This window comes from Plantibacter sp. CFBP 8804, assembly GCF_014841225.1.
Lineage (GTDB): Bacteria > Actinomycetota > Actinomycetes > Actinomycetales > Microbacteriaceae > Plantibacter > Plantibacter auratus.
The window spans coordinates 189,587-202,893 of record NZ_JACYTU010000002.1; the positions used below are offsets into that span (position 1 = coordinate 189,587).

12 protein-coding genes are annotated in these 13,307 nt (G+C 70.4%); 7 read left to right on the forward strand and 5 right to left on the reverse strand.

Features of this window, described 5'->3' with window-relative positions:
- The first annotated feature begins 1 nt into the window (after window position 1).
- From IFU11_RS06315 to IFU11_RS06340, 6 genes are all read left to right on the forward strand, one after another.
- Entirely contained in the window at window positions 2-421 is a 420-nt protein-coding gene (locus IFU11_RS06315; protein WP_064294834.1) for a cytidine deaminase, read from the forward strand.
- The gene (locus IFU11_RS06320; protein WP_079002875.1) at window positions 418-1,710 is read left to right on the forward strand and encodes a thymidine phosphorylase; all 1,293 of its coding nucleotides are present in this window, start codon (window positions 418-420) and stop codon (window positions 1,708-1,710) included. The genes IFU11_RS06315 and IFU11_RS06320 overlap by 4 nt, the downstream gene beginning before the upstream one ends.
- A gap of 549 nt (window positions 1,711-2,259) precedes the next feature.
- Window positions 2,260-2,787, forward strand: coding sequence for a hypothetical protein (locus IFU11_RS06325; protein WP_137243425.1), 528 nt, complete (start codon window positions 2,260-2,262; stop codon window positions 2,785-2,787).
- Between the two features lie 113 nt (window positions 2,788-2,900).
- Window positions 2,901-4,034 carry an adenosine deaminase gene (locus IFU11_RS06330; RefSeq protein WP_192018486.1) on the forward strand — a complete coding sequence of 378 codons (1,134 nt, stop codon included), beginning with the start codon at window positions 2,901-2,903 and terminating at the stop codon, window positions 4,032-4,034.
- Between the two features lie 120 nt (window positions 4,035-4,154).
- Window positions 4,155-4,622 carry a PTS sugar transporter subunit IIA gene (locus IFU11_RS06335; protein WP_192018487.1) on the forward strand — a complete coding sequence of 156 codons (468 nt, stop codon included), beginning with the start codon at window positions 4,155-4,157 and terminating at the stop codon, window positions 4,620-4,622.
- Complete coding sequence (locus tag IFU11_RS06340) at window positions 4,619-4,891, forward strand: PTS sugar transporter subunit IIB (protein WP_064294838.1); 273 nt, start codon at window positions 4,619-4,621, stop codon at window positions 4,889-4,891. The genes IFU11_RS06335 and IFU11_RS06340 overlap by 4 nt, the downstream gene beginning before the upstream one ends.
- A gap of 57 nt (window positions 4,892-4,948) precedes the next feature.
- Here IFU11_RS06340 and IFU11_RS06345 read toward each other — a convergent pair whose 3' ends face one another.
- Window positions 4,949-6,652, reverse strand: coding sequence for a phospho-sugar mutase (locus tag IFU11_RS06345; protein WP_137243422.1), 1,704 nt, complete (start codon window positions 6,650-6,652; stop codon window positions 4,949-4,951).
- Window positions 6,649-7,482, reverse strand: coding sequence for a purine-nucleoside phosphorylase (locus IFU11_RS06350; RefSeq protein WP_071262525.1), 834 nt, complete (start codon window positions 7,480-7,482; stop codon window positions 6,649-6,651). Before IFU11_RS06350 ends, IFU11_RS06345 begins: the two co-directional genes overlap by 4 nt.
- A 128-nt stretch (window positions 7,483-7,610) precedes the next feature.
- Between IFU11_RS06350 and IFU11_RS06355 the strand changes: the two genes are divergently transcribed.
- Window positions 7,611-9,047, forward strand: coding sequence for an NAD(P)H-quinone dehydrogenase (locus IFU11_RS06355; RefSeq protein WP_064294841.1), 1,437 nt, complete (start codon window positions 7,611-7,613; stop codon window positions 9,045-9,047).
- 38 nt (window positions 9,048-9,085) lie between these two features.
- Here IFU11_RS06355 and IFU11_RS20720 read toward each other — a convergent pair whose 3' ends face one another.
- The 3 genes from IFU11_RS20720 to IFU11_RS06370 all read right to left on the reverse strand — a co-directional run bounded on the left by IFU11_RS20720 (window position 9,086) and on the right by IFU11_RS06370 (window position 13,285).
- Entirely contained in the window at window positions 9,086-10,723 is a 1,638-nt protein-coding gene (locus tag IFU11_RS20720) for a helix-turn-helix transcriptional regulator (protein ID WP_192018488.1), read from the reverse strand.
- Window positions 10,724-10,777: 54 nt separating this feature from the next.
- Window positions 10,778-12,538 (reverse strand): ATP-binding protein, encoded by a 1,761-nt coding sequence (locus IFU11_RS06365; RefSeq protein ID WP_079707321.1) that lies wholly within the window; start codon window positions 12,536-12,538, stop codon window positions 10,778-10,780.
- 96 nt (window positions 12,539-12,634) lie between these two features.
- Complete coding sequence (locus tag IFU11_RS06370; protein WP_137243419.1) at window positions 12,635-13,285, reverse strand: Maf family protein; 651 nt, start codon at window positions 13,283-13,285, stop codon at window positions 12,635-12,637.
- Between the last annotated feature and the right edge of the window lie 22 nt (window positions 13,286-13,307).

Below are 13,307 nucleotides of genomic sequence, written 5' to 3' on the forward strand. Positions count from 1 at the left end.
CGTGAGCGACACGACGACCACGCCACCCGTCGACTGGGAGGCGCTGCACACCGCGGCCCGGGAGGCGATGGGTCACGCCTACGTGCCCTACAGCCGGTTCCCGGTCGGCGCGGCTGCTCTCGTCGACGACGGCCGGATCATCTCCGGCTGCAACGTCGAGAACGCCAGCTACGGCCTGACGCTGTGCGCGGAGTGCGCGCTCGTCTCCGCCCTCCACATGTCTGGCGGAGGACGCCTCGTGGCGTTCGCCTGCGTCGACGGCAAGGGCGAACGCCTCATGCCGTGCGGCCGTTGCCGACAGCTGCTGTACGAACACTCGACGGCGGGCATGCTGCTCGACACCGTCTCCGGCATCCGCACCATCGACGAGGTCCTGCCGGACGCCTTCGGACCACGTCAACTCGAGGAGTACCACGCATGAGTTCCGTAGAAGCATTCGACGTCGTCGACCTCATCCGCACGAAGCGCGACCGCGGAGAGCTGTCGACGCCGCAGATCGACTGGCTGATCGACGCCTTCACCCGTGGCTATGTCGCCGACGAGCAGATGTCGGCGCTGGCGATGGCGATCCTGCTGAACGGCATGGAGCGGCGTGAGATCCGCGACCTCACGATGGCGATGATCGCGAGCGGTGAGCGGATGAGTTTCGCGTCGCTCGATAAGCCGACCTCGGACAAGCACTCGACCGGCGGCGTCGGCGACAAGATCACCCTGCCGCTCGCCCCGCTCGTCGCCGTCTTCGGCGTCGCGGTGCCGCAGCTGTCGGGCCGCGGGCTCGGGCACACGGGTGGGACGCTCGACAAGCTCGAGAGCATCCCCGGCTGGCGTGCGGCGTTGACGAACGACGAGATGATGGCGCAGCTGGCGGACGTCGGCGCGGTCATCTGCGCCGCCGGCTCCGGTCTCGCCCCGGCCGACAAGCGTCTGTATGCCCTGCGCGACACGACGGGCACGGTCGAGGCGATCCCGCTCATCGCGTCGAGCATCATGTCGAAGAAGATCGCCGAAGGCACCGGGGCGCTCGTCCTCGACGTCAAGTTCGGCTCCGGCGCCTTCATGCAGGACTATGAGCGTGCCGAGGAACTGGCGCGCACGATGGTCGCGCTCGGGACGGACGCCGGTGTGGCGACGACCGCGCTGTTGACGGACATGAACGTCCCGCTCGGCCTCGCGATCGGCAACGCGAACGAGGTCCGCGAGTCCGTCGAGGTCCTCGCGGGTGGCGGTCCGGCGGACGTCGTCGAGTTGACCCTCGCCCTCGCGCGGGAGATGCTGACCCTCGCCGGACAGCCGGACGCTGACGTCGAGGGCGCCCTCGCGGACGGTCGGGCCATGGACGTCTGGAAGCGCATGATCCGCGCGCAGGACGGCGACCCGGACGCACCGCTGCCGGTCGCCAAGGAGACCCACGTCGTCACGGCGTCGCGCGACGGCGTGCTGGCGACGCAGGAGGCACTGCCGTTCGGGATCGCGGCCTGGCGCCTCGGTGCCGGTCGGGCCAGGCAGCAGGACCCGGTCATCCACGCGGCGGGCATCGACCTGCACGCGAAGCCGGGCGACGAGGTCCGGGCCGGACAGCCCCTCTTCACGCTGAGCGCCGACGATGCGGCCCGCTTCCCGCGGGCGCTCGAGGCCCTCGAGGGTGCCTACACGATCGAGGACACGGCTCCGCCGCGCGGCCCCATCGTCCGGGCCCGCATCGAGGCCTGACGGCCGCCCGTTCGCCCCGTGTGGTTGTCCAATTCTGCTTTGGACCGCCACACGGGGCGAATGGATACCCGCTGACCCTGCTCCACAGCGACCCCGCCGGCTGGCGCGTGCCCATCAGTCGGTCGGAGTGACGCGCGGGGCGGGACCGGCGTCGAAACTCGGGGGATGGCCTTTCGGAAACCGCTCCCGCCTACTGCCGCCGGCGCGCTCTCGACAGCGGCAGCGATGCAGCACGGAGTCACTCGAGCGCAACTCCGCAATCCTGAACTGGCCGCCCCGTTTCGCGGGGTCCGGCTGGCCGCGAGTGGGTTCGATGCAGAGGATCCCGTTCAGCTGGCGCGAGCGTACCTGCCCAAGCTGCCGCTCGGGTCCGTCTTCAGCCATCACACGGCTGCATCGGTCTGGGGGCTACCGTTGCCCGACGGAACACGGCCGCCGTCGCTGCACGTGACGACCCCGCCACCGGGCAGGGCGAGACGTGGGGTAGGAGTCATCGGACACCGGTCGGTGCTGTCCGAGACGGAGATGGCCGTGCGTTTCGGATTGCCGGTGACGACCCCCGCTCGCACCTGGTGCGATCTGGCGAATCTGATCGATGTCCCGGGGCTCGTCGCCGTGGGCGACCGGTTGTTGTGGTTCCAGGACCCGCTGTGCACCAGGCGAGAACTCGAGGATGCCGTCGACGTGACGCGCGCCGGTGTCCGCTCCCTTCGTGCAGCGCTTCCACTGCTGTCGGACCGTTCCCAATCGCACCGCGAGTCCATGCTCAGAGTGCTCATCGTGCTGAGTGAGTACCCGTTCCCGTTTCCGTCGCCGAATCATGAGTTGACGCTCCGGCCCGGCGGACGGCGGGTGCGTCTGGACCTCGCGTTCCCGACCCAGCAGCTCGCTCTCGAATACGAGGGCGACCATCACCGGACGAACCGCACCCAGTGGCGCATCGACATTCGTCGGATCGACGACCTCGAAGCTGCTGGATGGCACATCATGCGTGTCACGGATGACGATTTGCGTGACGGCGCCGACCTGCTGGATCGACTCGCCGTCCGTCTCCGCGGCCGAGGCTGGCGCCCCTGATCGCTACACATTCGCCCCGTGTGGTCATCGCGGCGTGTGCCGGACAGCCACACGGGCGAACCGGCGAGGACAGGCCATGTCGCGCGGTGAGCGTGAGCGGTACAGTGAACCCCGTGACCTCTGCAGACGAATCCCCCCTCTCCGGCGTCGACCTCCGCGCGCTCCCGAAGATCTCGCTCCACGACCACCTCGACGGCGGTGTGCGGCCCGCCACGATCATCGAGCTGGGCGAAGCGAACGGTGTCGACGTCCCCGTGTCGGACCCCGACGGCCTGGCCGACTGGTTCTACACGCAGTGCAACGCCGGCTCGCTCGTCGAGTACCTGAAGACCTTCGACCTCAGCACCGCGGTCATGCAGACCGAGGAGGGGCTCGTCCGCATCGCGCGCGAGTTCGTCCAGGACCTCGCTGCGGACGGCGTCATCTACGGCGAGGTGCGCTGGGCTCCCGAACAGCACCTCACCCGGGGTCTCACCCTCGACGCGGTCGTCGAGGCCGTCCAGGAGGGCATCGAGCTCGGCATCAAGGACGCGGCCCACTCCGGCTCCGACATCCAGATCGGCCAGCTCATCACGGCTATGCGGCACGCCGACCGCGCGCTCGAGATCGCTGAGCTCGCCGTGCGCCATCGCGAGCGCGGCGTGGTCGGGTTCGACATCGCCGGCGCCGAGGCGGGCTTCCCCGCCAGCAAGCACCGACTGGCGTTCGACTACCTCGCGGCCGAGCTGTTCCCGGTGACCGTCCACGCGGGGGAGGCCGACGGCATCGAGTCGATCCGGAGCGCCATGCTCGACGGCCGCGCGTTGCGACTCGGCCACGGTGTCCGCATCGCCGAGGACATCTTCATCGAGCGCGACGACGCCGAGTCCCTCTACGCCACGCTCGGTCCCGTCGCCGAGTGGGTCCGCGACCGCAAGATCCCGTTGGAGCTCAGCCCGCAGTCGAACCTGCAGACCGGCGCCATCGCGGCCTGGGGCAAGGAACTCGAGGACCACCCGTTCGACCTGCTCTACCAGCTCGACTTCGCCGTCACGGTCAACGTCGACAACCGCACCATGAGCGACACGAGCCTGACGAAGGAGCTCGCGCTCCTCTCCGAGGCGTTCGACTACGACCTCACCGACCTGGAGACCTTCCAGCTGAACGCCGCCGCCGCGACGTTCCAGCCGCTGGAGATCCGCGAGGCCCTGGCCGACCGCATCTCGGAGGCGTTCGACGAGTTCCTCGACGACGACGACAAGGACTGACGATGCCGGCAGGTGCTGCTCCGGCGACCGCCTGGGCGGCACCTGCGCGGCAGGCTTCCAGCCTCGGAGCGTTACGATGGTTCCGATCCATTCGGGTCGACCGATCCTCTGATTGAAGCGATGCCACTCCCAGAACTGTCCGAAGCCAGCGTCGCGCTCCACGTCGAAGCCGACGACTGGCGCGAGGCGATCCGCGTAGCCGGAGCGCTGCTGTCCGACACCCACGCGACGGACGCTGCGTACACCCAGCGGATGATCGACGTCGTCGAGGAGTTCGGCGCATACGTCGTGATCGCGCCGGGCCTGGCGCTCGCGCACGCCCGACCGGGTGCCGACGTCCACGACGACGCCCTCGTCGTCGCGACCCTGGCTGCTCCGGTCCGGTTCGGCCACCCCCACAACGACCCCGTCTCGGTGGTCCTCTGCCTCGCCGTCACCACCGCCGAGTCGCACGTGGGCTGGGTGGCGGAGATCGCCAACGTCTTCAACGACGAGACCGCCATCCCGCGGCTCGCAGCCGCCACGACGCTCGACGAGGTGCGGGCCGTGTTCGGTGCGTCCCCCCTGAGCATCGGAGACCAGGCATGAAGATCGTCGCCGTCTGCGGTTCGGGGGTCGGCTCATCCGCGATCCTCAAGCTCAACGCCGAACGCGCGCTCGAACGCCTCGACCTCGAGGCCGACGTCGTCGCCGGTGACATCGAGAGCCTCGGCACGACCGCGGCCGACGCCCAGGTGATCCTGACCTCGCCGGAACTCGTCGAGCGCATCGGCAAGACCTTCGCCGACATCGTCGTCATCGACAACTACTTCGACCTCGCCGAACTCACCGAGAAGCTCGAACGCGCCATCGGCTGACCGGTGCGGCCCGGTCTCCGGGCCGCACACCGCCAGGCCGCTCAGCCCGTCGAGCAGCTACGAGACGAGCGCCGTCAGGTCCGTCCGCAGCGCGGCGAGCCGCGCGGTGACCGTCGCCGCCCGCTCGGCGGCGTCGCCGTCGGCGGACTGGACGTCGACGTACACCTTGAGCTTCGGTTCGGTGCCGCTCGGCCGGATCATGACCCGGGTGCCGTCGTCGAGCCAGACGCGCAGGACGTCACTCGGCGGGAGTGCCTCGAACCCGTCGGCGAGGTCGTCGATCCGGGTCACCCGGGCGCCCGCCAGTTCCGTCGGTGGGAGCGCCCGCAGTCCGGACATGACCTCGCCGATGCGGCTGAGCTCCGCGTAGCGGATGGAGATCTGGTCGCTGCCGAAGGAACCGAAGGTGTCCGCGAACTGGTCGAGGAGCCCCGCGACGCTCTCGCCCGCCTGCGCCGACGCCGTCGCGAGACCGAGGAACGCGACGGCGGCCGAGATACCGTCCTTGTCGCGCACGGTCCCGGGGTTCACGAGGTAGCCGAGGGCCTCCTCGAAGCCGAAGAGCATGCCCGGCGTCCGGGAGATCCACTTGAACCCGGTGAGCGTCTCGCGGAACTCGAGGCCGTGCGCCTCGGCGACGACGCGCAGGGCGGGGGAGGAGACGATCGAGCACGCGAGCGTGCCCTCGGGAGCCGCATCGCCGTCGAGTGCAGCACTGGCGGCCTGGGCTGCCCGCCAGCCGAGGAGGAGACCGACCTCGTTGCCGGTGAGTCGACGGAACCCCGAGGGGGCCGCGTCGTCTGGGATCGCGATCGCCAGGCGGTCGGCATCGGGGTCGTTGGCGATGATGAGGTCGGCGCCGACTGCTCGCGCCGTCGCGAAGGACAGGTCGAGTGCGCCCGGCTCCTCCGGATTCGGGAAGCTGACGGTCCGGAAGGTGGGATCGGGATCGATCTGCTCGGTGACGAGTTCCGGTGCCGGATACCCGGCGGTCTCGAAGACGCGTCGGGTCGTCTCCCAACCCACGCCGTGCATGGCCGTGTAGACGACGCGCAGCTGGCTGCCCGCCGGGGCGGGAGCGACGGCCGCGGTCTCGGCGACATAGGCGTCGACGACGTCCTCGCCCGCGATCTCGAACCCGTCGCTGCGCGGGAGGTCCTGGACGAGCGCCGTCTCGGCGATGCGCCCGATGTGGGCGGCGATGGCCGCATCGGCGGGGGAGACGATCTGGGACCCGTGGTGCTCACCGCCCAGGTACACCTTGTAGCCGTTGTCGGCGGGCGGATTGTGACTCGCGGTCACCATGACTCCGGCCGAGGCGTCGAAGAACCGCACGGCGAACGCGAGGACGGGCGTCGGCAGGAGCCGTGGGAGCAGGATGGCGCGGACACCGGCACCGGCCATCAGCTCGGCGGTGTCGCTGGCGAACACGGCGGAGTTCTTCCGGCCGTCGTAGCCGATGACGACGCTCGGCGTCACGCCTTCCGGCGCCTGCTCGAGCAGGTAGGCGGCGAGTCCGGCCGCGGCCTGTGAGACGAGGACCCGGTTCATCCGGTTGGAGCCGGCCTCGATGCGACCACGGAGCCCGGCCGTGCCGAACTGCAGTCGGGTGTCGAAGCGGTCGTGCAGCTCGGCGACGGCCACGTCGTCGGACACCCGGGCGCGTTCGACGAGGCCTGCCAGTTCGGCCCGGGTCTCGTCGTCGGGATCCTGGGCGAGCCAGGCCTCGGCGATCGCGAGCAGGCTCGTCGCCTCGCTCACAGGGCCGCGACGATCTGCGCGAGGAGCTTGCTGATCACCGGCTCGGCCGCCTGGCCGGCCTCGATGACCTCGGCATGGCTGAGCGGCGTCTGCTGGATGCCGGCGGCGAGGTTCGTGATGAGCGACATCCCGAGGACCTCCATGCCGGCCTGGCGTGCGGCGATCGCCTCGAGCGCGGTCGACATGCCGACGATGTGGCCACCGATCGCCTTCGCCATCTGGACTTCGGCCGGGGTCTCGTAGTGCGGTCCGCGGAACTGCGTGTAGACGCCTTCGTCGAGCTCCGGAGCGACGCTGTGCGCGATGTCCCGCAGCCGCTTGGCGTAGAGGTCGGTGAGGTCGATGAAGGTCGCACCTTCGAGCGGCGAGTCGGCGGTGAGGTTGATGTGGTCGCTGATCAGCACGGGCGTCCCCGGCGTCCAGTGGTCCTTGATGCCGCCGGCGCCGTTCGTCAGCACCATGATGCGCGCGCCGGCAGCCGCAGCCGTCCGGACGCTGTGCACGACGCGGCGGACACCGTGGTTCTCGTAGTAGTGCGTCCGGGCGCCGATGACGAGCGCACGCTTGCCGCTCGGGAGCAGGATCGAGCGCAGGGTGCCGACGTGGCCTTCGAGCGCCGGCTTCGAGAAGCCGACGATCTCCGAGGCCGGGATCGTCGCCGTCGTCTCGCCGATCAGGTCGGCCGCCTTGCCCCAGCCGCTGCCGAGGGTGAGCGCGATGTCGTGGCGTTCGACGCCGGTCTTCTCGGCGATCTGGCCGGCGGCTTCGCGGGCGATCTCGAAGGGATCGACATCGGACAGATCGAGTGGATTCGCAGAGGTTTCGGACATCCTCTCACTCTAGACAGGGGCGGGGCCGCCGCCCAACCGTGCCGACCCCGCTCATCCGCGCACGATCCCCGCCGCCGCAGGCCCGAACGGGTTTGGTCCCGCCCCTGGTGGCGCGCGAGAATGGAGGCATGGCCTACGAGTTCGAACGCAAGCAGCGAGTGGCGATCATCGGAGGCGGACCCGGCGGGTACGAGGCTGCCCTCGCCGGGGCGCAGCTCGGGGCCGACGTCACGCTCGTGGAGCGTTCGGGCGTCGGCGGAGCGGCGGTCATCACCGACGTCGTCCCGTCCAAGAGCCTCATCGCCACGGCCGACGCGGTCGGGGCCATCGGCGAGGCGGCCGACCTCGGTGTGCAGTTCTTCGTCCGCTCGGAGACCACCGGGAAACCCAGCCGTCCCGAGGTCGCGGTGAACCTCGCCGCCGTCAACAAGCGACTGCTCGGACTGGCCCGCCAGCAGTCCGAGGACATGCGGGCGAGTCTCATCCGTGCCGGGGTCCGCATCGTCAACGGCCAGGGGCGGCTCGACGGACCGAACGAGGTCATCGTCTCGACCGATCTGTCCGCCGGCACCGATTTCGACCGCATCGAGGCCGACACCGTCGTCGTCTCCGTCGGGGCCAGCCCGCGCCAGTTGCCCTCCGCGCTGCCGGACGGCGAGCGCATCCTCACCTGGACGCAGCTCTACAACCTCACCTCCGTCCCCGAGCACCTCATCGTCGTCGGCTCGGGCGTCACGGGCGCCGAGTTCGCCTCCGCCTACACGGCGCTCGGCTCCAAGGTCACGCTCATCTCGAGCCGCGACCAGGTGCTGCCCGGTGAGGACGCCGATGCTGCGGCGGTCATCGAGAACGTCTTCAAGCGCAACGGCATGACGGTCCTGTCCAAGTCGCGGGCCGACTCCGTCACCCGCACCGAGCACGGTGTCGTCGCCACGCTCTCGGACGGCCGCACGGTCGAGGGGTCGCACTGCCTCATGGCGGTCGGTTCGGTGCCGAACACCGCCGGGATCGGTCTCGAGGAGGCCGGCGTGCAGCTGACCGATTCCGGGCACATCCGCGTGAACCGGGTGGCGCGCACGAGCGTCCCCAACATCTACGCCGCCGGTGACTGCACGACCTTCCTGCCGCTCGCGTCCGTCGCCTCGATGCAGGGTCGCACCTCGATGCTGCACGCGATGGGCGACGCCGTGAACCCGACCGAGATCCGCAACGTCGCCGCGAACATCTTCACGCAGCCGGAGATCGCGACCGTCGGCTGGACCCAGAAGCAGATCGAGGACGGCATCGCCCAGGGTGAGATCTACAAGCTGCCCCTCGCCCAGAACCCGCGCGCGAAGATGATGGGCATCAAGGACGGCTTCGTCAAGCTGTTCGCGCGGACCGGCAGCGGGACGGTCATCGGCGGGGTCATCGTCGCCCCGAAGGCCAGCGAGCTCATCTTCCCCCTCGCCCTCGCGGTCGAGCAGCGGTTGAACGTCGACCAGGTCGCGCGTGCCTTCACGGTCTACCCGTCGCTCACCGGGTCGATCACTGACGCGGCGCGCGCCATGCACATCGTCGAATAGGCGTCGTCCTCGTCGAACCGTCGCCGAGGTGTCGGGGTTCACCGATCGCGGTTCGCGAGCACGATGCGCGCGACAGCGACCCGCGAGCGGACGCCCCAGGCGTGGAAGACGGCGCTCAGGTGCTTCTCCACGGTCTTGCGTGAGATGCAGAGGGCCGTCGCGATCTCGTCATTCGACAGGCCGTCCGCGACGAGTTCGGTGAGGTCCCGCTGTCGGGGCGTGAGCGGTGCGGTCGGGACGGGGACGGCGGTCAACGGCAGTGTCGCCGGGAGCCGTGAGGGGAGCTGGCGGCGGGACACGATCCCGAACGCGGCGAGCACCCGGGTGACGTGCGCGTCGACCGTGCGCGAGGAGAGCTGGAGGACGGACGCGATCTCCGCCGTCGAGTTGCCCTCCGCGGAGAGGAGGGCGACCTCGCGTTCGCGCGGCGACAGTCCGTCCCAACCGGATCCCGCGACCGGCGCGAGACGTCGACCGATCGCCTTCAGCTCGCGGGCTGCGGAGCGGGTCGCGGCCGTGTGCCCGCCGCGGACCGCCTGCTCGGCGAGCGCGGCCAACTCACGGACGGCCTGCGTCCGGTCGGACATGGCGATGAGGGCACGCGTCGCGAGGATCTCACCGATCCCGGCTTCCAGCATGCGGCCGTCGACCAACGCGCGGGTGGTCGCCGTGCGCGCGAGCGCCAGCGCCTCGGCGGGTCGCCCACGGAGGAGTTCGAGCTTGCACTGCATCCGGAGGATGGCCGGCCCGGGGACCCTGCGGTCGACGTCGGCGGCGATGAAGCCGATGAGGCGTTCCGATTCGACGATGTCGCGGTCGAGGAAGGCGCTCGAGACGAGCAGCTCGATCGCGAGGGCCCGGTCCTGGACGGACAGGCCGCTGAAGTCGTTCCCCGAGGCGCTCCGCGCGAGGGCTGCGGCTCCGTGGTCGTCCGCGAGGGCGGCGAGACCGTAGCCGACGAGGAGGTAGCACGTCGTCTGGAAGGCGCCCGTGGGTTCGGGGATGGCCTGACGGACGCGGCGTGCGAGCGTCCTGGTCGCCCCCTGCTCGGCACGGTTCCCGGCGACGAGGCACTGCACGGCCTCCGCGTACAGGGCGGTCGGTCCGCTCCCGGCCCGCTCGAACATCGCGAGCGCGGCGGCCTCTGCCTCGGCGACGCGTCCCTCGTTGAGCAGGAGGCGGGCGAGGACCCCGTCGACGAGGGTCCGGTACAAGCGGCCCGGGGTGGCGGCGATGTCGTCGGCGAACGCGTCGGCGAAGCGCCGGGCCGCGTGGATCAGAACGTTGACGACGGCACCCTCGACGAGCAGGTACCCGACGAGCCAGGCCAGGGTCGGTTCGAGGTCGCCGCCGTCGTCGACGAGGGCGTCCGCCTCCGCGAAGCACCCCTCCAGCTCCGAGCCGGACGAGCGGTCCGACCCGAGGGCCAGCCCGGCGGCTCCCAGCACGAGCAGGCGCGTCGTCCGGTCGGAGTGCGTCGAGGCGGCGAGTGCATCCACCGCGTCCCGGCGACAACCCGCGAAGTCGGCGGTGGTGAACCTGGCGTAGGACAGGAGGGCGAGGACGCGGGGATCGGACGCCGCGTGCGGCTCTGCCTCGAGCAGCGCGATCGCACCGGCGGCGTCGAAGTCCGCCACACGATCCAACGCATCTTCGAGGAGGTCGGCTGCTGACACCTGCTCAGCGTATCGTCGCCGGGTCCGATGCGACGCCCGAAGGCGCCGGTCGGGTCAGCTGATGGTGAGGAGCTGGTGACCCGAGGAGACCGTGGCACCGACCGTCGCGTCGATCGCGCCGACCGTGCCGTCCTTGTGCGCCGTGATGGGCTGTTCCATCTTCATCGCCTCGAGGACGACGACGAGGTCGCCCTTCACGACGACATCGCCCTCGGCGACCGCGAGCTTCACGATGGTCGCCTGCATGGGCGCCGAGACGGAATCTCCCGTCGCACCAGAGACCACCGCTGCACCACCGCGGCGGTGCGGAGCGGGAGCGGCGACCGGTGCACCGACGTTCAGCCCCAGCTGTCCGCCCGGAAGGCTGACCTCGAGCCGCTTGCCGCCGACCTCGACGACCACCGTCGAGCGGGCAGCGGGTGCCTGCTGCGCATCGATGGATCCGTCCCAGGGCTCGATGTCGTTGACGAACTCCGTCTCGATCCATCGGGTGTAGACACCGAAGGTGCCGTCCTCCGCGGTGAACGCAGGGTCGCGGACGATCTTGCGGTGGAAGGGGATGACGGTGGGGAGGCCGGCGACCTCGAACTCGTCGAGCGCGCGACGGCTGCGCTCGAGCGCCTCCTCGCGGGTGCGTCCCGTGACGATGATCTTGCCGAGGAGCGAGTCGAACGCCCCCGAGATCGTGTCGCCGGCCGTGACGCCGGAGTCGAGGCGGACACCGGGGCCGCCGAAGGTCTTGAAGACGTGGATCGGGCCCGGCTGCGGGAGGAAGCCGCGTCCCGGGTCCTCGCCGTTGATGCGGAACTCGAAGGAGTGGCCGCTCGGCTGCGGGTCGTCGTAGTCGAGGACGCCGCCCTCGGCGAGACGGAACTGCTCGCGGACGAGGTCGATGCCGGTGATCTCCTCGGAGACCGGGTGCTCGACCTGCAGGCGGGTGTTGACCTCGAGGAAGGAGACGGTGCCGTCCTTGCCGATGAGGAACTCGCAGGTGCCGGCACCGAGGTAGCCGACCTCCTTGAGGATCGCCTTCGACGCGCGGTAGAGCTCCGTCACCTGGTCGTCGGTGAGGAAGGGTGCCGGTGCCTCTTCGACGAGCTTCTGGTGGCGACGCTGCAGGGAGCAGTCGCGGGTGGAGACGACGACCACGTTGCCGTGCGCGTCGGCCAGGCACTGTGTCTCGACATGGCGCGGCTGGTCGAGGTACTTCTCGACGAAGCACTCGCCCCGGCCGAACGCTGCGATGGCCTCGCGGGTGGCCGACTCGAAGAGCTCGGCGACCTCCTCGCGCTCGCGGGCGACCTTCAGGCCGCGACCGCCACCGCCGAACGCCGCCTTGATGGCGACGGGCAGGCCATGGATGTCGACGAAGTCGAGCACCTCCTCGGCACCCGAGACGGGGTTGAGCGTGCCGGGGGCGAGCGGAGCGCCCACCTTCTCGGCCACGTGGCGGGCGGAGACCTTGTCGCCGAGCCGCTCGATGGCCTCGGGCGACGGGCCGATCCAGATCAGCCCTGCGGCCATGACGGCGCGCGCGAAGTCCGCGTTCTCGGCGAGGAAGCCGTAGCCCGGGTGGACGGCGTCGGCGCCGGACCGTCGGGCGATGGACAGGAGCTTGTCGATGACGAGGTACGTCTCCGCGCTCGTCGTCCCGTCGAGGGCGTAGGCCTCGTCGGCGAGTCGGGCGTGCATGGCGTCGCGATCCTGGTCGGCGTAGACGGCGACGGAGGCGATCCCGCTGTCCTTCGCGGCTCGGATGACGCGGACGGCGATCTCGCCACGGTTGGCGATGAGGACCTTGGTTATACGTGGCACAGTCCACGAGCCTACCGGGAGGCCCGGGTGAGCCTTTGGCTCACACGCACAAAAAAGCCGCAGGAATGACGTGTCGCCTCTACAAGACCCGGGTCGTCAGAGGGCGCCGCGCCGGTTGCGGAGCTCGTGCCAGTCGTGTCCCAACGTGCGGACGAGACGCCGCAGGGTCGGGAGCGAGAGGCCGACGACCGTCGACGGATCGCCCTCGATGCGGGTGATGAAGGCGGCGCCCAGACTGTCGATCGTGAACGCCCCCGCCACCGCCAGGGGCTCACCCGATGCGATGTAGGCGTCGATCTCGGCGTCGTCGAGGTCGTCGGCGAACGACACCTCGGCGCTCGCGACCGCACCGATCCCGACCGGCGAGGCACCGGTGCAGTCGATGAGCCAGTGACCGGAGTACAGGGTCCCCGTCCTCCCACGCTGGGCATGCCAGCGTTCGCGGGCGCGCTCGGGTGTGTGCGGCTTGCCGTGGACGACGCCGTCGAGGACGAAGACCGAGTCGCCGCCGAGGATGAGGTCGACCGCGTCGCCGCGTTCGCGCACCACGGCCAGAGCGGCCTCCGCCTTCGCTCGGGCGAGGAGTGCCACGACCTCGTCGGGGGCGAGCGGCGCACCCGCGGCGAGGGTCGCGTCGTCGACGGCCTGTTCCTCGTCGACCGACGACGGGACGATGATCGGCTCGATGCCACTCGACCGCAGCAGGGCGAGTCTGGCCGGTGACGTGGAGGCGAGCGTGAGGCGCATGACGGTTCCTTCTGCAGTGGAC

What these genes read in the sequence shown, in the direction of transcription:
- IFU11_RS06320 (WP_079002875.1), top strand. Translation starts at nt 418, where the DNA reads ATGAGTTCCGTAGAAGCATTCGACGTCGTCGACCTCATCCGCACGAAG.
- IFU11_RS06335 (WP_192018487.1), top strand. Translation starts at nt 4,155, where the DNA reads ATGCCACTCCCAGAACTGTCCGAAGCCAGCGTCGCGCTCCACGTCGAA.
- IFU11_RS06340 (WP_064294838.1), top strand. Translation starts at nt 4,619, where the DNA reads ATGAAGATCGTCGCCGTCTGCGGTTCGGGGGTCGGCTCATCCGCGATC.
- IFU11_RS06350 (WP_071262525.1), bottom strand. Translation starts at nt 7,482, where the DNA reads ATGTCCGAAACCTCTGCGAATCCACTCGATCTGTCCGATGTCGATCCC.
- IFU11_RS06355 (WP_064294841.1), top strand. Translation starts at nt 7,611, where the DNA reads ATGGCCTACGAGTTCGAACGCAAGCAGCGAGTGGCGATCATCGGAGGC.
- IFU11_RS06370 (WP_137243419.1), bottom strand. Translation starts at nt 13,285, where the DNA reads ATGCGCCTCACGCTCGCCTCCACGTCACCGGCCAGACTCGCCCTGCTG.